At 39.2% G+C, this 21,500-nt stretch carries 19 protein-coding genes and 1 tRNA gene; 17 read left to right on the top strand and 3 right to left on the bottom strand.

From position 1 onward, the window contains the following. Positions 1–59 precede the first annotated feature (59 nt). From BMSHG_RS06830 to BMSHG_RS06800, 7 genes are all read left to right on the top strand, one after another. On the top strand, positions 60–1,529 hold the full coding sequence (locus BMSHG_RS06830) for a tetratricopeptide repeat protein (RefSeq protein WP_019153691.1): 1,470 nt from the start codon (positions 60–62) through the stop codon (positions 1,527–1,529). Between the two features lie 127 nt (positions 1,530–1,656). Continuing rightward, positions 1,657–2,607, top strand: coding sequence for a thioredoxin-disulfide reductase (gene trxB, locus BMSHG_RS06825; protein ID WP_019153690.1), 951 nt, complete (start codon positions 1,657–1,659; stop codon positions 2,605–2,607). A gap of 437 nt (positions 2,608–3,044) precedes the next feature. Further along, complete coding sequence (locus BMSHG_RS06820; RefSeq protein ID WP_019153689.1) at positions 3,045–3,503, top strand: NUDIX hydrolase; 459 nt, start codon at positions 3,045–3,047, stop codon at positions 3,501–3,503. Between the two features lie 229 nt (positions 3,504–3,732). Beyond that, positions 3,733–4,626, top strand: coding sequence for an RNase adapter RapZ (gene rapZ / locus BMSHG_RS06815; protein WP_019153688.1), 894 nt, complete (start codon positions 3,733–3,735; stop codon positions 4,624–4,626). Beyond that, entirely contained in the window at positions 4,623–5,606 is a 984-nt protein-coding gene (locus tag BMSHG_RS06810; protein ID WP_019153687.1) for a gluconeogenesis factor YvcK family protein, read from the top strand. Before rapZ ends, BMSHG_RS06810 begins: the two co-directional genes overlap by 4 nt. A 50-nt stretch (positions 5,607–5,656) precedes the next feature. Next, entirely contained in the window at positions 5,657–6,601 is a 945-nt protein-coding gene (gene whiA / locus BMSHG_RS06805; RefSeq protein ID WP_019153686.1) for a DNA-binding protein WhiA, read from the top strand. Between the two features lie 64 nt (positions 6,602–6,665). Next, complete coding sequence (locus BMSHG_RS06800) at positions 6,666–6,920, top strand: HPr family phosphocarrier protein (RefSeq protein ID WP_019153685.1); 255 nt, start codon at positions 6,666–6,668, stop codon at positions 6,918–6,920. 449 nt (positions 6,921–7,369) lie between these two features. Here BMSHG_RS06800 and BMSHG_RS06790 read toward each other — a convergent pair. Then, positions 7,370–7,441, bottom strand: a tRNA-Arg gene (locus tag BMSHG_RS06790). 267 nt (positions 7,442–7,708) lie between these two features. On the opposite strand from BMSHG_RS06790, the gene clpP reads away from it, so the two are divergent. The 9 genes from clpP (at position 7,709) to eno (ending at position 17,554) form a co-directional block, all read left to right on the top strand. Beyond that, complete coding sequence (gene clpP, locus BMSHG_RS06785; RefSeq protein ID WP_262362258.1) at positions 7,709–8,347, top strand: ATP-dependent Clp endopeptidase proteolytic subunit ClpP; 639 nt, start codon at positions 7,709–7,711, stop codon at positions 8,345–8,347. A 303-nt stretch (positions 8,348–8,650) separates the two neighbouring features. Then, a complete protein-coding gene (gene rpoN / locus BMSHG_RS06775; RefSeq protein WP_019153681.1) occupies positions 8,651–9,982 on the top strand; it encodes an RNA polymerase factor sigma-54 in 1,332 nt (443 codons plus the stop codon). Between the two features lie 15 nt (positions 9,983–9,997). Beyond that, positions 9,998–10,258: a glutaredoxin family protein gene (locus BMSHG_RS06770; RefSeq protein WP_019153680.1), complete on the top strand. Its 261-nt coding sequence runs from the start codon at positions 9,998–10,000 to the stop codon at positions 10,256–10,258. Between the two features lie 119 nt (positions 10,259–10,377). After that, positions 10,378–11,400 carry a sugar-binding transcriptional regulator gene (locus BMSHG_RS06765; protein ID WP_019153679.1) on the top strand — a complete coding sequence of 341 codons (1,023 nt, stop codon included), beginning with the start codon at positions 10,378–10,380 and terminating at the stop codon, positions 11,398–11,400. Positions 11,401–11,472: 72 nt separating this feature from the next. After that, on the top strand, positions 11,473–12,480 hold the full coding sequence (gap, locus tag BMSHG_RS06760; RefSeq protein ID WP_019153678.1) for a type I glyceraldehyde-3-phosphate dehydrogenase: 1,008 nt from the start codon (positions 11,473–11,475) through the stop codon (positions 12,478–12,480). A 197-nt stretch (positions 12,481–12,677) separates the two neighbouring features. Further along, the gene (locus BMSHG_RS06755) at positions 12,678–13,862 is read left to right on the top strand and encodes a phosphoglycerate kinase (protein WP_019153677.1); all 1,185 of its coding nucleotides are present in this window, start codon (positions 12,678–12,680) and stop codon (positions 13,860–13,862) included. 88 nt (positions 13,863–13,950) lie between these two features. Beyond that, positions 13,951–14,712, top strand: a complete 762-nt coding sequence (tpiA, locus tag BMSHG_RS06750; RefSeq protein WP_019153676.1) for a triose-phosphate isomerase — start codon at positions 13,951–13,953, stop codon at positions 14,710–14,712. Beyond that, entirely contained in the window at positions 14,705–16,240 is a 1,536-nt protein-coding gene (gene gpmI, locus BMSHG_RS06745) for a 2,3-bisphosphoglycerate-independent phosphoglycerate mutase (protein ID WP_019153675.1), read from the top strand. The genes tpiA and gpmI overlap by 8 nt, the downstream gene beginning before the upstream one ends. 18 nt (positions 16,241–16,258) lie before the next feature. Then, positions 16,259–17,554 (top strand): phosphopyruvate hydratase, encoded by a 1,296-nt coding sequence (gene eno, locus BMSHG_RS06740; RefSeq protein WP_019153674.1) that lies wholly within the window; start codon positions 16,259–16,261, stop codon positions 17,552–17,554. A gap of 207 nt (positions 17,555–17,761) precedes the next feature. Here the strand turns inward: eno and BMSHG_RS06735 are convergent, their stop codons facing one another. Then, the gene (locus BMSHG_RS06735) at positions 17,762–18,718 is read right to left on the bottom strand and encodes a nuclease-related domain-containing protein (RefSeq protein ID WP_235776340.1); all 957 of its coding nucleotides are present in this window, start codon (positions 18,716–18,718) and stop codon (positions 17,762–17,764) included. Positions 18,719–18,775: 57 nt separating this feature from the next. Next, positions 18,776–20,791, bottom strand: a complete 2,016-nt coding sequence (locus tag BMSHG_RS06730; protein WP_019153672.1) for a molybdopterin-dependent oxidoreductase — start codon at positions 20,789–20,791, stop codon at positions 18,776–18,778. A gap of 150 nt (positions 20,792–20,941) precedes the next feature. Between BMSHG_RS06730 and BMSHG_RS06725 the strand changes: the two genes are divergently transcribed. After that, entirely contained in the window at positions 20,942–21,499 is a 558-nt protein-coding gene (locus BMSHG_RS06725; RefSeq protein ID WP_019153671.1) for a 4Fe-4S dicluster domain-containing protein, read from the top strand. The last annotated feature ends 1 nt before the right edge of the window (position 21,500 follow it).

Genomic DNA, 21,500 nt, shown 5'->3' with positions numbered 1-21,500 from the left:
AAATGGCTAGTTTGTATGATATACTTCATGGGTATATCTTGAGATAGATGGAGGATTTCATGAGTAAAGACTCTGAAGCAACAAAAGCAACAGGAATATTACTATCATTCACTCCGACTGGTGAGTACTATTTCGCAAAAGGTCTAAAGGCTTACCAGCGTCGAGATAATCATAAAGCAATAAAATATCTAGAGCGTGCGATGGAGCTTGAGCCAGGGGAACCGATGATTGCCTGTCAATTGGCGATTATTTTATCGGAAAATGGAGAATACACAGAAGCGAATCGTCTCCTTCATATGATTTTGGAGGAATGGGATGAGCAGATGATGGAATGCCACTATTTTCTCGCTAATAATTATGCCCATCTTGGCTTATTTAAGGATGCGTTCCATCATGCTTCATTATATATGCAACTAGAAGGGGATGGAGAATTCGCAGAGGATGCGGAAGATCTACTAGACCTTTTAATGCTTGAAGGCGAAGACATGGAAGAAGAATTATATGAGCAAGATGACTTAATTTCCAAACAGGAAGAAGCAAGAGAGTTGCTTGAATCGGGAGAATTTCAAAAAGCGACGATTCTTCTGAGAGAGGTCATTGAAAAGTTCCCAGAATACTGGTCAGCTTATAATAATCTCGCCTTAGCGTATTATTATTTAGGGCAACCGCAAAAAGCGGATGATATCTTAAATGAAGTATTAGAAAAAAATCACGGAAATCTACATGCCCTGTGTAATAAAGCTGTGTTTGCTTTTTACGAAAACGATTGGCAAACAGTGAAGGAATACAAAAAACTGTTAGAGAAAATCAAGCCAATATCTACGGAGCATCAATTTAAGCTGGGGACAACTTTTGCGCTAATCGGAGATTATGCCCTGGCCTACTCTTGGCTGAAAAAGTTGTCTAAACAAGGTTTTGAAGGGGAAGGGCCATTCTATTATTGGCTTTCCTATTCTGCTTATCATACTGGAAGAATGCAAACTGCTGAAAAAAGTTGGCAGAGAGTCATTCAGCTTAACCCGGAAAAAGAAGGTCAAGAGCCGTGGAATAAAGGGTCCGAGCACCAAAACGTCGAGGTCATCAAAAAGCAATTGGCCAGTGAACAAGTAGAAGAACGTCTTTTTGGCTTGTTTCTAACATCACTAACGGATGAGAAGGAGGAGCTTTTGTCTTCTTATATAGGAGAGACGATTTTAGAACAGGAATATGCGCAATATCTTTTTAAAGAAGAGACAGTTGCACCGCTCGCTCATAATATTGCCAGTGAATTTTACCAATTCCATCAGCCGACAGATGAAGCTGAGCTTTATATGATGTGGTTTTCGATTGCGGCAGCGATGTATGAGAATGAGTCCCTTCCGAAAAATGAAAAAGCCTATGCTTCTGCTGTCGATTATATTTGGAGAAAGTTTCGTCAAGAAAAAGTTTCCCAACAATCTCTCGCCGCTCAATATGGCTTGTCCGTTACTACGATGAAAAAGTATGTAAAAATTGTTCATCAATTATTAGAAGACTTAAATCGGGCTTAAGGTCCGATTTTTTCTTTCTCCGTACTTGAGCATAACGATGGACTATGCCTCTATTATTTTATAGGATATGGATAGGTAGGGAATACTATTCATGTTAATGGGATGCTACACAAAGGAGTGGGGTAACATGTCTGAAGAAAAAATTTATGATGTTATTATTGCAGGTGCCGGTCCAGCGGGGATGACAGCTGCTGTATATACATCTCGTGCAAATCTTTCCACGTTAATGATTGAACGAGGAATTCCAGGTGGTCAAATGGCGAATACAGAGGAAGTGGAAAACTACCCTGGCTATGACCATATTTTAGGACCAGATTTGTCTACAAAAATGTTCGAGCATGCGAAAAAATTTGGTGCTGAATATGCATATGGCGATATTAAAGAAATAATTGATGGCGAAGAGTACAAAACTGTTAAGGCGGGTTCAAAAGAGTACAAAGCCCGCGCTGTCATCATTACCGCAGGTGCTGAATACAAAAAAATGGGCGTCCCTGGAGAAAAAGAATTGGGTGGACGTGGAGTATCTTACTGTGCGGTCTGTGATGGGGCTTTCTTTAAAGAGAAAGAATTATTAGTTGTCGGTGGCGGAGATTCAGCTGTTGAAGAGGGCGTTTATTTAACTCGTTTTGCTTCGAAAGTAACTATCGTTCATCGTCGTGATGAATTAAGAGCACAGAAGATTCTTCAACAACGTGCATTTGATCATGAGAAAATCGATTTTATTTGGAATCATACGGTAAAAGAAATTCATGATAAAGATGGAAAAGTCGGGAGTGTAACCCTTGTTTCAACCGTTGATGGAACTGAGCAAGAGTTCAAAACTGATGGTGTCTTTGTCTACATTGGCATGATTCCTTTATCAAAGCCATTTGAAAACCTTGGAATAACCAATGAAAATGGCTATATTGTAACGAATGAAAAGATGGAAACAAGTGTGCCTGGTATTTTCGCAGCAGGTGATATTCGTGAAAAAATGCTTCGTCAAATCGTCACAGCTACAGGTGATGGAAGTATCGCTGCTCAAAGTGCACAGCATTATGTGGAAGAACTTCAAGAATCTTTAAAAGCAAAAGCATAATAAAATGGATAGTCGTACAAAAGTGCGGCTATTTTTTATAGGAAAATGCGAAGGTTTTCTTTTAAAGAAACGAAAAAATCGTTATAACTTACTAATTTGCTCATTATTTACAAAACGTTACTCCCTTTTAATTCTATTGTAACAGTAGTGAAATAAACATTCGTTATGATAAGAGTAGAAATTGACCCCCTTTTAAAATATATACACTTGGACGGCACAAGGAAACTTGTGCTCTTTTTTTGTTCAAAATCGCTCTTACGTAATCAGCATGATCGAAGAAGGAACTTTTAGATGAAGTTCAGACGTTCCCACTTTTGTTTTGAATTCCTATTCATTGTGACGATCTTTTAAAAATAGTATAATAATGTGAAAGGCTGTACATTGAGTAAATCTCACAGAGGTTGAAGAAATTTGGTGTGATGACTGAGGTGAAGTATATGCAACGGGTAACCAATTGTGTATTAATGAAGGATGATAAAGTTTTATTACTGCAGAAGCCAAAGCGTGGCTGGTGGGTCGCACCAGGGGGGAAAATGGAACCTGGTGAATCAGTGCGAGATTCTTGTATCCGGGAGTTTAGAGAAGAAACAGGTATTTATTTGAAAAACCCACATCTTAAGGGAATCTTCACATTCATTATGAAAGATGGAGATCAAGTGTTATCGGAATGGATGATGTTTACCTTTTTCGCAGAGAATGCTGATGGGATTCATGTGGAGGAATCAGAGGAAGGCAAACTGTCATGGCACCCGCTTGAAGAGATCAAGAATTTACCAATGGCAGAGGGTGACTATCATATATTAGATTATATGGTACAGGGTAAAGGGATTATTTACGGCACCTTTACTTACACAGAAGATTTTAAACTTTTACAATACCGTTTAGACCCAAGCTAAAAGGGGAAATTACACTATCCTTTTAAAACTCTTCAGCATATTTTATTAGAAATCATAATGGTGGGGAAAAATATTTTTCTTTAACCGTTGTGAAATTTACTCAACTTTATATTCTGTCAGAAGTAAAACTTTGGTGGGAAACATAATCTATACAAGAACAGCCTAAGAAACAGACTCGCCATAACTACAAACGGCACTCTTAGTGAAACAAATGAATGGGGGAATAAATATGAGTACCGGAGCAGTTAATGATACACAATTGGTCATCATAACAGGAATGTCAGGTGCAGGAAAAACAGTTGCAATTCAAAGCTTTGAAGACCTGGGCTTTTTCTGCGTAGATAATTTACCTCCAACATTGTTACCGAAGTTTCTTGAGTTGATGAAGGATTCAGGTAGTAAGATGAACAAGGTTGCCTTAGTCATGGATTTAAGGGGACGAGAGTTCTTTGACCATCTATTTAAAGCACTAGATGAGCTAGGAGAAACCTCTTGGATTACTCCGCAAATCTTGTTTTTAGATGCGGATGATGCCAGTCTTGTTAGACGGTACAAAGAAACAAGAAGATCCCATCCTCTTGCTCCATCAGGCCTACCACTTGAAGGAATTCAGTCAGAAAGAGAACTGTTAGAAGAGTTAAAAGGGAGAGCTCAACTCATCTACAACACTTCAAAGCTAAAACCGAAGGAATTGCGCGAACGTATTATCCAAGAATTCTCTGCCAATAAAAAATCCACATTCACTGTCAATGTGATGTCCTTTGGATTCAAACACGGAATCCCGATCGATGCTGACTTAGTTTTCGATGTACGTTTTCTTCCTAATCCTCATTATATTGATCATATGAGGCCGAAGACTGGACTTGATGAAGAAGTGTATAACTATGTTATGAAGTGGAATGAGACGAATAAATTTTTGGAAAAGGTCACTGGTTTATTGAGTTTCATGCTCCCTCATTACAAACGAGAGGGAAAAGCCCAACTCGTCATTGCTATAGGATGTACAGGTGGCCAGCATCGTTCTGTCGCATTAACGGAATATCTTGCTCGTTATTTTGAAAACGATTATCATACGCGGGCGTCACATCGAGATATTGAAAGGAGAAAGGAAAAGACAACATGACCAAAAACGGACAGCCTAAAATAGTCATCATCGGAGGCGGAACTGGCTTACCAGTTTTATTAAGAGGATTAAAAAAGTATCCCCTTGATATTACCGCCGTGGTAACAGTCGCCGATGACGGAGGAAGCTCTGGACGTTTAAGGGATGATATGGATATTCCTCCACCAGGTGATATTCGTAATGTTTTAGCTGCCTTATCCGACGTAGAGCCGTTAATTGAAGAGATGTTTCAGCATCGTTTTAAAACATCAAATGAACTTTCGGGTCATTCTTTAGGGAACTTAATTCTTGCTGCGATGACATCGATTACAGGCAATTTCGTTCATGCCATACAAGAAATGAGCAAAGTATTAAATGTAAACGGAAGGGTTTTACCTGCGGCAGGTGAAAGTGTTGTCCTCCATGCAGAAATGGAGGACGGAACGATTGTCTCGGGAGAATCGAAGATCCCGTATTCAGGGAAAAAAATTAAGCGTGTCTTTTTAACGCCAGAAATTGCCCATCCATTACCGGAGACGGTCCATGCGATCAGACAGGCTGATTTGATCATCATTGGTCCGGGAAGTCTATATACAAGTATTCTTCCTAATCTTCTCGTACCGAAATTGGGACAGGAGATTTGTCGGGCAAAGGCGAAAAAAGTATATATATGCAATCTCATGACACAAGCTGGTGAAACATTAGACTTCACAGCGAGTGATCATGTCAAAGCGTTATATGACCATATGAAGAGTCGATTTTTAGATACGATATTAGTGAACAGCGAAAATATCCCAGATACGATTTTAAGTCGATATAGTGAAGAATATTCAAAGCCTGTTCACTTTGATTTCAATCAATTATATGAGTTAGGGCTTGAAGTCGTTCAAGGCGAGATTATGACCCTTGAAAATGGTGTCATTCGCCATGATACGAAAGAAGTGGCCAATATTTTATATTCGATCTTATTAAATGAAACCAAAAAGAGATTTAAAGCGTAAATAAATGAATCCAACTGATTCAGTTTGTCGTGCTTTTAGGGGGTACAGGGATGTCATTCGCTTCAGAAACAAAGAAAGAGCTAACAAATTTAGAAATAAAGGACTGTTGTGGTAAAGCTGAATTATCAGCGCTGATTCGAATGAATGGATCCTTATCCTTCTCCAATCGTAAGCTTGTCGTAGATGTGCAAACGGAAAACGCTGCCATCGCAAGAAGAATTTATACATTACTGAAAAAGAATTATAACGCTCAAGTCGAATTATTAGTCCGTAAGAAAATGCGCTTGAAAAAGAACAATGTGTACATTGTAAGACTTTCCCAGCAAGCCAAAGAAATCTTGGAGGATTTAAAAATTCTCCAAGAGGGCTTTGTGTTTGCCCATGATATTTCTAAGGATTTAGTGAAAAAGAAATGCTGCAAACGCTCTTACCTCCGGGGATCATTTTTAGCTGGTGGATCGGTAAATAATCCTGAAACATCTTCCTATCATTTAGAAATAGCCTCTCTTTATAAAGAGCATAATGATGCCCTTTGTGAATTAATGAATTCCTTTGATTTGAATAGCAAAACATTAGAACGGAAAAAGGGGTATATCACCTATTTGAAGGAAGCAGAGAAAATTACCGAGTACTTAAATATCATTGGTGCCCATAATGCCTTGCTTAAATTTGAGGATATTCGTATTGTTCGCGATATGAGAAATTCAGTCAATCGATTAGTAAACTGTGAAACCGCTAATTTGAATAAGACGATTGGAGCGGCGTTAAGGCAAGTCGAAAATATTCGCTACATTCAGGCTACAGTTGGTTTGGAAATTTTACCTGATAAATTAAGAGAAATTGCTGAATTACGAGTAGCGTATCAGGATGTAACGTTAAAAGAGCTTGGAGAAATGGTATCAGGTGGTCAAATCAGCAAATCAGGAATTAACCATCGTCTCAGAAAAATTGATGAAATTGCTGAAAAGCTTCGAGCAGGGGAACCTGTTCAATAACAGTTGAAATTCATTTTTTATATAGAGAAACAAAGAGAGAGACTTTTCAGGGAGGAAGAAGGATATGGTAGAGAAAAAGGTTGAAGTCAAACTTAAAACGGGTTTGCAAGCACGTCCAGCTGCCTTGTTTGTCCAAGAGGCCACACGATTTTCATCAGACGTATTTATCGAAAAAGATGGTAAACAAGTCAATGCCAAAAGCATCATGGGCCTCATGAGTCTCGCCATTAATTCAGGCGCAGATATTAAGCTCATCGCAGAAGGCAGCGACGAGCAAGAAGCATTAGAAGCACTGGCAAAGTACGTCCAAGAGGATTAAAAATTGATTTCGAAAAGGGGGAAGCTGCTATGGTTTGTGAGGTACTGGCGGCTTCTTTTTTTTGGTTATTCATACAGGCACTCAGAACTGATGCTGATACATAAAAGGAAAAATTCCGCCTAATGAGCAACTTTCATGAAAAAGAGCCTATTTAACAGGAGAAATTCCGCCTATTAACTCCAAAAATGTGAAAAATGGCAACTTCGCACGGCATAAGCGGAAATTCTTCCCTTATACACCCCAAAAAGAGCTCTATAGAGCATATAACCGGAAATTCTCCGCTTATATTAAGGTGGAGTTTGGAGTTCGTGGAGGAGTGTTTGTGAAGGGTGAGAATCATGAGGGGAAGAGCGATTAGAAAAATGTTTTTCTAGAGAACCAAAAAGAGCTTTCAAAAATAAAAAGTTCCTATGCTTGTATACAAACATAGGAACTCATTGACATTTTAACGCCCTCGGAGGGAATCGAACCCCCATTTTAAGAACCGGAATCTTACGTGCTATCCGTTGCACCACGAGGGCAAATCTAAAATCCATCATTTTTAGACGCTTCCCTATTATATGTCATGTTTTGTGGTTTTTCAAGGGTCAAAATCTCTCCTCTGCTACAATTCCATGTGTTTAAATCACTTAAGTTTGGTTATGATGAGAAATGGGATTATACATAGAATGACATGGTGAAAAAAGTCGAATAAATCTTCAACAATATCCAATCGTATTGTTTGACCTTTTTTGACTATCAGTGTATCATAACATACATAACAGTATACTTAAGCTTTACTGATTCTTATGGAAGAATCGATAACCAATCAAAGGAGGAACATAAAAATGAATTTGATCCCTACAGTTATTGAACAGACAAATCGCGGTGAACGTGCATATGACATTTATTCTCGTCTTTTAAAAGATCGCATTATTATGCTTGGAAGTGCGATTGATGATAATGTCGCTAACTCCATTGTAGCTCAATTACTTTTCTTAGAGGCAGAAAATCCTGAAAAAGATATCACACTTTATATTAATAGCCCAGGTGGAAGTATTACTGCTGGAATGGCTATTTATGATACTATGCAATACTTAAAGCCAGATGTGCAAACCATTTGTATCGGGATGGCCGCTTCCATGGGTGCATTCCTTTTAGCAGCCGGGGAAAAGGGAAAGCGTTATGCGCTTCCAAATGCGGAAGTCATGATTCACCAACCGCTTGGTGGTGCTCAAGGTCAAGCAACAGAAATTGAAATTGCGGCAAAGCGTATTCTTTTCCTTCGTGAAAAACTGAATGGAATCTTATCAGAGCGCACAGGTCAACCACTTGATGTTATCGCGAAAGATACTGACCGTGACAACTTCATGACGGCTGAAAAAGCAAAAGAATACGGTCTAGTTGACCATATTATTACGCGTAATAATTTAGACCAGAAAAAATAAGGAATAATCTAAAGACTGTTTTCACAAGGTGTATGTTGCTCCTTGAGGAAACAGTTTTTTTATGGGGAATTTTAACTGTTACATATGTAGATGTTGGAACAATAAGTATCCATCGAAATGAGAAAGAAACTAATGAAGTGAGGACTATTTTCCATTGAAGAAAATTTAAAATAGTATGTTGCTGTTTAAAAGTCTTCTAGTCTTCAAAGTTTAGAGGACTTTTTTGTTCGATCCTTTTAATATAAACATTTCAATTCACCAATCTCCACCCATAAGGTAAAATAGAAGCAGGGGGGATATGAGATGAATTTGAAGCCTGGTTTATGGCAGCAGCAAACTCTGAAGTTGACGATGACGCAAGAATTATCTCAAGCGATTGCTTTATTGCAATACTCCACGCAAGAGCTGACTTCTTTTTTGGAGGAGAAGGCGAATGAGAATCCCCTATTAAAAATTGAAGCTGAGCATGTCCGGACGATGGATCCGAGAAAAGATCGTTCCACGAAAAAGACGGTGAAAGTGGAGAAGGACAAACAAAGCTGGATTGAACAAATTGGAACAGAGAACAAATCATTGGATTCGTATCTCTTATCACAAATAAATATGAAGCAAGTAAGCGATGAACAAAGGCATATTGTTCAAGAAATTATTTTCAATATTGATGAAAATGGTTATCTTTGTGCCACAGTTGAAGAAATCGCCGAAAGCATAAAAGTTAGAGAAGATCAGGTTGAAGCGTGTTTAGCCCTGATTCAGGATTTAGATCCTGCCGGTATTGGTGCAAGAGACTTAAAGGAATGTTTGTCCCTTCAGTTGCAAAGACTTGAAAAGAGAAATGGGCTTGCCGAGACGATTGTGCAAGAGCATTTTTCCTTATTTGCTGATAAAAAATGGAAGGAACTTGGGAAAATCCTTGGTGTCCAACTTGCGGAAATTCAACAAGTATTTGATTTTATTCAAACATTAAACCCTCGACCAGCGATCGCTTTTCAAGTTGAAAAATCGGTCTACATTACACCAGATGTAGTGGTAAAGTGGGATGGAGAGGCATTTGCGATTAGTATTTTTGATGAAGTGCTGCCGAAGATAAGTTTTAATGATGAATACTATAAGCAATTTTCCACTTATGAAGATAAGCAGGTCAGTCGCTTTTTACATGAAAAGCAACAAGATTATTTCTGGATTGTTCGTGCCCTTGAACAGCGTAAAGAAACCCTCACGAAGGTCGCTGTCAAAATTGTTGAGAAACAGCATGACTTTTTTATCAAAGGCCCAACCTATTTAAAACCGATGACGATGCGAGATATTGCTGAAGAGATTGGTGTTCACGAATCAACGGTTAGCCGCGCTGTGAGAGAAAAATATGCACAAACGCCATTTGGGTTATTTGAATTAAAATATTTCTTTTCCAGTACGATTCAAACGGTTTCTGATGAAAGCGCATCTTCGCAGCAGGTGAAGGACATTATTTCTAAACTAATTGAAGAAGAGAATAAACAAAAACCATTATCGGATCAAGTGATAGTGAAAATGCTTAACACAAAGCACGGCATCGTCGTCTCGAGAAGAACGATTGCGAAATACCGGGACCAACTTGGTATTCCTTCCTCTTCAAAGAGAAAACGTTATGAATAATGAAAGGAATAAGTTATGGAAACGATTGTAAAACTATACACAAGAAATGGCTGTCATCTTTGCGAAAAGGCGAAGGCGATTCTTTTGAATTTAAAGGGAAAGTACGGATTTCGCTATGTAGAAGCAGATATTGACCGTAGTGATGAATTAACGGAAAAGTATGGATTAATGATTCCGGTTGTAGAAATTAATGGAGAAGAAGTGCAATTTGGTCATATTGATGAACTTTTTGTTGAAGATTTGTTAAGAAAAAATAAATCGAGCTATTTAAGTTGAAATCTCAGATCGCCTCTGCTAGAATGAACTTGTGGCAAGGGTGATTTTTTTTGGCTGATGCGGGACATATTATGTCCATAGGGGACAAAAAAAGACCACTCGAATAAAAGGAGCAAATCATGAAATACTCATTGATGGATATTCAAAAAAGATTATTACCTGATTTACTTCCTGTTATGCAAAGGCGATTTGACATTCTGCAATACATAAGTTTGATGGAACCAGTTGGGAGAAGGAGTTTATCCGTTAGTTTAGGGATAACGGAAAGAATTCTCAGAGCTGAAGTTACGCTACTAAAAGAGCAAAACCTGATTCGCATCACAAGCGTGGGGATGAGCTTAACGGCTGAGGGGCAAAAAGTATTAGAGGGACTTACAAGTACGATGAGAGAACTGAAAGGTTTGAACTCATTAGAACTTCAGGTTCAGAAAAGCCTCAAGCTTGAAAAAGTAATCATCGTTTCAGGCAATAGTGATGATTCGCCATGGGTGAAGAGTGAATTAGGGCGAGCGAGTGCGAATTGTATGAAAGACATGCTTGCAGGAGAAAATATTATTGCTGTTACTGGGGGTACCACTATGGCTGCTGTCGCAGAAATGTTAACTCCAGAATTAAGCAAAGATATCGTCTTCGTACCGGCAAGAGGTGGAATTGGGGAAGATGTTCAAAACCAAGCCAATACCATTTGTGCAAAAATGGCTGAAAGAACGCAGGCCAAGCATCGAGTTCTTTACGTACCTGACCAAGTAAGTAGCGAGATGTATCAAACGATTGTGAAAGAACCACTCATTCATGAGGTTTTGACCTTAATTAAATCTGCTAACATTGTTTTGCATGGAATTGGAGATGCTATTACAATGGCGGAACGCCGTAAAACAAGTCCTGCGGATGTGGCGAAGCTTCTTGAACAAAAAGCAGTCAGTGAAGCGTTTGGTTACTACTTCAATGAGGCGGGGGAAATCGTTCATAAAGTCCATACCATTGGAATGCAATTGGACGACTTAGCGAATGTTGAACATGTTATGGCAGTAGCAGGAGGGGCTTCAAAGGCAAAAGCCATCCGCTCCTATATGAAGCAAGTGCGGCCGAACACGATTTTAATTACGGATGAAGGCGCCGCAAAGGAATTGTTAAATATGTAAATTTCACTAAGTGAACTTTACTTAAAGGCTAAAATTTTTGGCCTAATTTATAAATTTGAGGAGGAAATTATAATGGCAGTAAAAGTTGGTATTAATGGATTTGGAAGAATAGGTCGTAACGTTTTACGTGCAGCTTTAAAAAATCCGAATGTTGAGATCGTGGCAGTTAACGATTTAACAGATGCAAACATGCTTGCACACCTTTTAAAATATGATTCTGTACACGGAATCCTTAACGAAGAAGTGTCTGTAGATGGAGATGCTTTAGTAGTAGGCGGTCACAAAATTAAAGTTCTTGCTGAACGTGATCCAGCTCAACTTGGATGGGGCGACCTAGGAGTTGAAGTGGTTGTTGAATCTACTGGACGTTTCACAAAGCGTGCAGACGCTGCAAAACATTTAGAAGCAGGTGCAAAGAAAGTAGTTATCTCTGCTCCAGCATCTGATGAAGATATTACAATCGTTATGGGTGTTAACCATGATAAGTACGATGCAGCAAATCATCATGTTATCTCTAACGCATCTTGTACAACAAACTGTTTAGCTCCATTTGCTAAAGTTCTGAACGATAACTTTGGAATCAAGCGTGGTATGATGACAACTGTTCACTCTTACACAAATGACCAACAAATTCTTGATTTACCACATAAAGACTACCGTCGTGCTCGTGCAGCTGCTGAAAACATCATTCCAACAACGACTGGTGCTGCAAAAGCTGTATCTCTAGTATTACCTGAATTAAAAGGTAAATTAAATGGTGGAGCAATGCGTGTTCCAACTCCAAACGTTTCTTTAGTAGATTTAGTTGCTGAACTTGACAAAGATGTAACTGCTGAAGAAGTAAACGCTAAGCTTAAAGAAGCTGCTGAAGGTGAATTAAAAGGAATTCTTGGTTACAGCGAAGAGCCATTAGTTTCTGGTGACTACAATGGTAACCCAAATTCTTCAACAATCGATGCTCTTTCTACAATGGTAATGGAAGGTAGCATGGTTAAAGTAATCTCTTGGTACGATAACGAGTCTGGTTACTCTCACCGTGTTGTAGACCTAGTAGATTACCTTGCACAAAAAGGTCTATAATTTAACCATTTTTTCATAAAATTCAGGTGAATATTAACAACTCTATGTCTATAATGGAAAAGGGAGAGCGTGCATAAATTTTCCACCATTTGTGCATTGCTAAAAGGTGTTAATAGTCGAATGATTTGAAAGCGGGGAGCGGGGAAGATTCCCCCCTCCTTTTTTTATGTAATCTCTTATTATAAGGAGGTCTTTAAATGAACAAGAAGAGTGTCAAGGATGTTGATTTAAAAGGCAAACGCGTCTTTTGCCGTGTGGATTTTAACGTTCCTATGAAAGACGGCCAGATTACTGATGAAACTCGTATTAAAGCGGCAATTCCGACGATTCAGTATTTAGTGAATGCAGGAGCTAAAGTACTTTTAGCGAGCCACTTAGGACGTCCAAAAGGTCAAGTTGTAGAAGAACTACGTTTAACACCAGTAGCAAAACGTCTATCTGAATTACTTGGAAAAGAAGTAAAGAAAACAGATGAAGCTTACGGTGAAGCTGTTCAAGCTGAAGTTGCTCAAATGAACGATGGTGATGTTCTACTTCTTGAAAATGTTCGCTTCTACCCTGGTGAAGAGAAAAATGATCCCGAATTAGCGAAAAATTTTGCTGCATTAGCAGATGTATATGTGAACGATGCTTTTGGAGCTGCTCACCGTGCCCATGCTTCCACAGAAGGAATTGCGCATCACTTACCAGCGGTGTCAGGCCTTTTAATGGAAAAGGAATTAGAGGTGCTTGGGAAGGCATTATCCAATCCTGAAAGACCTTTTACTGCCATTATTGGTGGTGCAAAGGTGAAGGATAAAATCGGTGTTATCGACAATCTTTTGGAAAAAGTAGATAACTTAATTATTGGCGGCGGGCTTGCTTATACATTTGTGAAAGCTCAAGGTCATGAAGTAGGGAAATCTCTTTTAGAAGAAGATAAAATTGAGTTAGCGAAAGAATTCATGAAAAAGGCTGAGGAAAAAGGTGTTAAGTTCTTAATGCCGGTTGACGTCATTGTAGCGGATGATTTTTCAGAAGAGGCTAATACGCAGATCGTTTCAATCGAAGAAATTCCTGCTGATTGGGAAGCTCTTGATATCGGGCCAAAAACACGTGAAATTTATGCAAATGTTATTGAAAAGTCAAAGCTAGTCATTTGGAATGGACCGATGGGCGTATTTGAAATCAATAAATTCGCTGGTGGTACAAGAGCGGTAGCGGAAAGCTTAGCTGAAGCAAACGATACATATTCTGTTATCGGTGGAGGAGATTCTGCGGCTGCGGTTGAGAAATTCCATCTTGCTGATCGAATGAGCCATATTTCTACAGGTGGCGGTGCTTCCTTAGAATTTATGGAAGGAAAAGAACTACCAGGTGTCGTTGCTCTTAATGATAAATAAGAAGGCTCTTGTTCAAAACAGAGCTGAAACAACGATAAAAAACGGCTAATTTATGAAAATAGCCAATAAGTAGAAAGGATGAATTCTTTTGCGTAAACCAATTATTGCAGGGAACTGGAAAATGCATAAAACGATCTCTGAAGCGAAAAGCTTTTTGGAGGAAGTAAAAGGCCTAGTTCCAGCAAAAGATAAAGTAGAATCTGTTATTTGTGCACCTGCGCTATTTTTAGATAGTCTTGTTGACCTTTCTAAAGAATATGACGTAGAAATCGGTGCTCAAAACATGCACTTTGAAGAAAGCGGTGCTTTTACAGGGGAAATTAGCCCTGTTGCTTTAGCGGATCTTGGTGTGAAGTATGTTATTCTTGGTCACTCTGAACGACGTGAAATGTTCAATGAAACAGATGATGCCGTTAACAAGAAGACGTTAGCAGCATTCAAACATCAGTTAACACCAATCGTTTGTTGCGGTGAAACGTTAGAAGAGCGTGAAGCTGGGCAAACAAATGAGCTTGTTGGAAATCAAGTGAAACAGGCATTTGTTGGACTTACTGCTGAACAAGTGAAGCAAACGGTTATTGCTTATGAGCCAATCTGGGCTATTGGAACGGGTAAATCTTCCACTGCTGAGGATGCCAATGAAGTATGTGCACATATCCGTAGCGTGGTAGCGGAGCAATTTTCACAGACGACTGCGGATGCTGTACGCATTCAATATGGCGGAAGTGTCAAACCAGCAAATATTAAAGAATATATGGCGCAGCCTGATATTGACGGTGCCCTCGTGGGTGGAGCAAGCTTAGAAGCAAGCTCATTCCTTCAATTATTGGAGGCAGGACAGTATGAGTAAGGCACCTGTTGCATTAATCATTTTGGATGGATTTGCTTGCCGTGATGAGGTTAAGGGAAATGCTGTTGCCCAAGCAAATAAGCCAAATTTTGATCGCCTTTGGAAACAATTCCCTCATTCTCATTTGATAGCGTCAGGTGAGGCAGTCGGCCTTCCTGATGGCCAAATGGGGAATTCAGAGGTGGGGCACTTAAACATTGGTGCGGGCCGAATTGTCTACCAAAGCTTAACACGTGTGAATGTTGCCATCCGTGATGGGGAGTTTGGTGAAAACGAAACGATCAATGGAGCAATGGATCATGCGAAAAAGAACGGAACAAATCTTCACCTTTTCGGCCTTTTATCCGATGGTGGGGTTCATAGTCATATTCAGCATATGTACGCTTTATTAAAGATGGCTGCTGAAAAAGGTGTGGAGAAAGTCTATGTACATGGCTTCTTAGATGGTCGTGATGTTGGTCCACAAACGGCGCCTACATATGTGAAAGAAACATTGGAGAAAATGAAGGAGTATGGTGTTGGAGAGTTTGCGACGATTTCTGGACGTTACTATTCCATGGACCGTGATAAGCGTTGGGAACGTGTAGAAAAATCTTATCGTGCAATGGTGTACGGTGAGGGTCCAACATACTCTGATCCTTTAGAATTAATCGAGGATTCTTATAAAAATGGAATCTATGATGAGTTCGTCCTTCCTTCAGTTATCACGAAGGAAAATGGCGAACCTGTTGCCACGATTCAAGAGAACGATGCGGTTATTTTCTATAACTTCCGTCCTGACCGTGCGATTCAGATTTCTAACACGTTCACAAATAAGGACTTCCGTTCCTTTGATCGTGGGCCAAAGCATCCTGATCATTTGTATTTCGTTTGTATGACTCACTTTAGTGAGTCAGTAGACGGATATGTAGCATTCAAGCCAACAAACCTAGATAATACACTTGGAGAAGTGTTATCTCAAAATGGTTTGCAGCAGCTCCGCATTGCGGAAACTGAAAAGTATCCACATGTGACGTTCTTTATGAGTGGAGGACGTGAAGCAGAGTTTCCTGGTGAAAAGCGGATCTTAATCAATTCACCGAAGGTTGCTACATATGATTTGAAGCCAGAAATGAGCGCATATGAAGTAACAGATGCTTTAATTGGTGAAATTGAAGCAGACAGCGTTGATGCGATTATTTTAAACTTTGCGAACCCTGATATGGTTGGACATTCTGGAATGCTTGAGCCAACAATTAAAGCGATTGAAACAGTGGATGAGTGTCTAGGTCGCATTATTGATTTAATTTTACAAAAGGGTGGGGCAGCGATTATTACTGCTGACCACGGAAATGCCGATGAAGTCATCACAATGGAAGGCAATCCGATGACGGCCCATACGACAAACCCAGTTCCTGTCATTGTCACGAAGGAAGGGTTAGAGCTACGTAACGATGGTATTCTTGGAGATTTAGCTCCAACGATGCTTGATTTATTGAAGTTGCAAAAACCAGCCGAAATGACTGGTACGAGCTTAATTAAAAAATAAATTTTAGGAGAGATGAACATGCCTTATATCCAACATGTATACGCACGTGAAGTGCTAGATAGCCGCGGTAATCCAACTGTAGAAGTAGAAGTTTTAACTGAATCAGGAGCTTTTGGTCGTGCCTTAGTACCATCTGGTGCTTCAACTGGTGAATACGAAGCAGTAGAACTTCGTGATGGAGACAAGTCTCGTTACCTTGGTAAGGGAGTTCAAAAAGCAGTTGATAATGTAAACAACATCATCGCTGAAGAAATCATTGGTTTAGATGTAACGGACCAAGTTGGAATCGACCGTTTAATGATCGAATTAGATGGTACTGAAAACAAAGGAAAATTAGGAGCAAACGCAATTCTTGGTGTTTCTATGGCATGTGCCCATGCAGCAGCAGATTTTGTAGGTCTTCCATTATACCGTTACCTTGGTGGATTCAATGCGAAGCAATTACCAACTCCAATGATGAACATCATCAACGGTGGTTCTCATGCTGATAACAACGTTGATTTCCAAGAGTTCATGATTTTACCTGTTGGTGCTCCAACATTCAAAGAAGCAATCCGTATGGGTGCTGAAGTATTCCATGCATTGAAAAAAGTATTATCTGGAAAAGGTTTAAATACAGCTGTTGGTGACGAAGGTGGATTCGCTCCAAACCTTGGTTCTAACCGTGAAGCACTTGAAGTGATCATTGAAGCAATTACGGCTGCTGGTTATGAAGCTGGAAAAGACATTTTCTTAGGAATGGACGTTGCTTCTTCTGAATTCTTCAACAAAGAAACAAAGAAATATGATTTAGCTGGTGAAGGTCGTACAGGCTTAACTTCTGAAGAAATGGTTAATTTCTACGAAGAGCTAGTAAATGAATTCCCAATCCTTTCAATCGAAGATGGATTAGACGAAAACGACTGGGAAGGTCACAAGCTTTTAACTGAGCGTATCGGCGGCAAGGTTCAATTAGTTGGGGATGACTTATTCGTAACAAACACGAAGAAGCTTGCTCAAGGGATTGAACAAGGTGTTGGTAACTCCATCCTAATCAAGGTTAACCAAATCGGTACCCTTACTGAAACATTTGATGCAATCGAAATGGCGAAGCGCGCTGGCTACACAGCTGTCGTTTCTCACCGTTCTGGTGAAACAGAAGACGCAACAATCGCTGACATCGCTGTTGCAACAAACGCTGGTCAAATCAAGACTGGTTCTATGTCTCGTACAGACCGTATTGCGAAGTACAACCAATTACTACGCATCGAAGACGAATTAGGCGATTTAGCTATCTATGATGGTTTGAAGAGCTTTTATAACTTGAAGAAGTAAGAGAAATTTTGGTGAGGCGGTCCCCCTTTTGTGGGGGACCGCCTTTTTTTGGTGGGTTTTGTTTGGTGCAAGTTTGGCGTTTCGCCGATATATTTGATTTTTCGCCGATATAATTTGATTTTCGCCGATATAATTGAAAAAACGCCGATATAATCAAATTTTCGCCGATATATCTTAAAAACCGCCGATATATCCCTTGTGTAGAAATCAACCCCTAGGTTTTAGGTACTTTCTGCCTTTGTTCGTACCTATTGTTGGTAAGTTTATCGCATTTAATAGTCTTTTTGCAGTATCCTCGGATTCCAAATGCACGAAATCCCGAAATTGTTTGTTTGTAATGGTCTCATTCACTAAATGAAAGTAATCCTGAACTGCCGAAGCGTGTGCATTTTTGTCTTTCACACCACAGGAACTACAAAACCATTTTCCACGGTGTCTAATCATGGGGATCTGACCACATTCGGGGCATTGTACCCCAGTTAAAATCTGATTTGTCTTCAAGCTATATTTCCCTAATGCATCGAATTTCTCCTCCACATGGCTCCTCATCAATTGTTTGTTTATTTTTCGCATACCTCTAGAATCGAGTATTTCAGTTCTGTACATTTGGTCCATTTCTGCAATCTTATTTAGCAAACTGTGCCCATGGATTACTTTTTTTAAGGCTTGTCGGTTTTGAGGAGTTGTTTTCACAATGGTGGAAGGGTTACTGATGACGACGAAATAGTCAATGGGGAGGGAGATGTGATGAGAATGAAGCCAATTCTTTAATTGCTGCTGGTGCCACTTTGCTTGGGAAATAGGATCCTGGAATCCTTCTTCTTTTTCATTGGCTGTACGGATCATTTGATTAAAGGTTTCGTCGAAAAATAGGGTTCCGAAGAAGTTTTTGCATTCGAGGATTAAGGCGTAGCGGGACGTAATAATAAGGTAATCCACTTGAAAATGATATTTACCGCTAGGGAGACGAAGGGAATGAAAGAGGCAGTACTTTTTATCAGATAAAAAATCAAGATAATACTTAACTGCTTTTTCCCCACGATATCCTTTTAAAAAACGTGCATAATCTGCTTGAACCTCAGGATATCGTGGATGGGTTTCGGGAAGTCTCCGCAGCAGGCATTCAAGAGACAAGACTTTATCCGGAATTGATAATTCTTTCATATGCAAGGGCAACACTCCTTTCTACTCAATTAATTCGAGAAATGCTCGGCAATTCCTTCACATTTTACTAATATTTACAAATGTATCGTAATAAGCAATTCCTTTTGCACCAGAAACATTCTCTCCCATATCTGTCTCCAAAACAGGAATTAAGCGGTTGACAATAATTTGTGAACGTTGGTACCAGCCCTGATAAATTAAAAGAATATCTTCGGGAACTTGGGCACTATAGACCGCTTTAATTTCGAGTGTATCCTGTGAATTATACACTTGAACGACTTCTCCATTATAAATATTAAGCATTTTCGCTACTTTTGGATGAATGCCAACAAAAGCTTCGCCATCATCGGTTAAATCAATCGAAAATGATTGTGAGTTAATGGTATATGGATGGTGTGGAGTAAGAAGCCAGAAAGGGTGCTCCACTGTCGGAGACTTTCCTGAAGTGAATTTCGGAATGGCTGAGAATCCATTCTTCTTTGCCTCCACTGAATAAAAGTGGTATCTCCCTGTTTTTGTCTCAAAAGTTTTGTCCCTCCAAGCAGTGGTTTCCTTCATATTCGGTATAGATTTTTTTCGTAAATCCGAACACTTCCGAATCTTATGATGCTCAAAAATTTCTTGATTAAATTGCTTATTTAAATATTCCTCTTCTGAACTATAGATCGGAAAAGAACATAATTCCTCATCGAATTGCTTTAAACGAATTGCAAGTTCGTTCATAATATTCCACTCACTCCGACTTTCATAATACGGAGGAAGGGCTTTCTCATTAAAGGCTATTTTGTCATGCCAAAAATTCGTTACAATATCATGTTCCTCAAAATGGGTGGTAGTAGGTAAAACAAGATTGGACATGGCTGCTGTTGGTGTCATAAATTGCTCAACGGTCACTACAAATGGGATCTTCATAAGATGTTCTTGTATTAAACGAGGATTTGGATCCTGTGTTAAAGGGTTTCTACAGCTAATCCACATCATCTCAAGGGTTGGTTGACCTTGTGTAATCCATTTATTCATATCGATGTCCCGATTTGATGTTTCTTGTTGGTTCGTAAACTTCATCGTGTCTCCACGTCCAAAAAAGATCCCGCCAGCATATGTTCCAATATCACCATGGGCAGCTGCTAATGCCTGGATGGCGCGTATATTTTGTCCGCCATTACTATGACGTTGTAATCCGATTCCAATTAGATGAGCGACCGTTCCAGCTTCTATTATCCAAGTTAACAACAATTCAAGGGAGCTTTCAGCAATTCCGCAAATCTGCAAATATTCTTGCAGATCCATTTGATCAATCCACTCATAAAAATGATCAAATCCAAAAGAATGTTGAGCAAGAAATGCCTTATCTAAAGCATCAGATTCGTATAAACGTTTGAGTAAAACGTTTGAGAGAGCGCCATCAGTGCTAGGACAAAGCTGGATATACATATCAGCTAGTTCTGCTGTTTTCGTAAAAAGAGGGTCAATGACGACGATCTTTGCTCCCTTATCTTTAGCTTCCAAGATAAACGGAATGAGGTGTATATTCGTGACAGCAGGATTCGAGCCCCAAAGGATGATCATCTTAGCCTCTTTAAGCTGTGATGGATCAGACATTTTGGCGCTACCCATGTCATATTGAATTGCTTCAAAACCTGCAGATGCACAAGGAGAACCTACAATTTTCGTTGTCTCACCGATACTGGAAAAAAACTGTTCTGCCACAAAATGTTGTACACCTAAGTTACCAGTATACTTATAAAGGCCAATAGGAAGGAAGTTTTCATAGCGTTCATGTATGCTCATTATTTCACATAAAATTAGTTCAAAAGCTTTTTCCCATGTGATTTGTTTAAATTTTCCTGAACCTTTGACTTCTTGATAATAAGGGAACTTTAGTCGACTAGGATGATGATTTTTTTCTCCATAGGTATACCCTTTTGCACAGAGCTTCCCCTTTGTATATGGATGACTAGTGTCTCCAGAAATATGAATAAGCTGATTATTTTCGACTTCTGAAATCATCGTGCAAGAGCTATAGCAATTTCGAGGACAAACATTTTTAAAATGGTGTGTTGCCATACGCATCTATACTTCCCCCTATCAGCAATAAAGTTTATAGGATTGTCAGTCCATTTTCTTTCTTTCCTTTAATTGTAATATAAACTATTAAGTAAAGGCCCATATATAGATCCCTATCATTGTAGAAAAATTGACACAATAAGGAAGTGTCTTGTGATGGCAGAACAATTTATGTTTTACATTGATGTGAATAGATGTATCAATTGCAAATCATGTGAAATGGCCTGTAATGAATACTATGGGCTCACCGAAATTCATCGTAGAAATGTAGTAACGATTGATATGAAAAATTCCGCTAATTCTATTAGTGTATCGTTATCATGCGGTCATTGTAGTAATCCCCTGTGCATCTATGTTTGTCCAGAAAATAATTTCTATAAACGACACGATGGAATTGTTGTTCATAATTCTATCCATTGTAAATCTTGTAATCGTTGTATTACGACATGCCCGTTTCAAGCACCTAAATTAAATCCGAAAACGAATAGAGCAGATAAGTGCAACTTCTGTGTAGAGCGCATTGATGAAGGTTTGAAGCCAATTTGTGTGGAGGCTTGTGTAACTGGGGCACTAAATATAATCAAAATGAATCCAGATACTATAAATACCACCTTGCTGATTCAATCGGGTTTTCCACTTGCAAGTTACACAAAACCCTCAATTTTTATTAAAGAAAAACAAAATGGAATCGTTTTTTTACGAGAAGGGTGTTAAT

The organism is Robertmurraya massiliosenegalensis JC6 (genome assembly GCF_000311725.1).
GTDB lineage: Bacteria > Bacillota > Bacilli > Bacillales > Cytobacillaceae > Robertmurraya > Robertmurraya massiliosenegalensis.
This window is presented reverse-complemented; position numbering and strand designations above follow the sequence as displayed.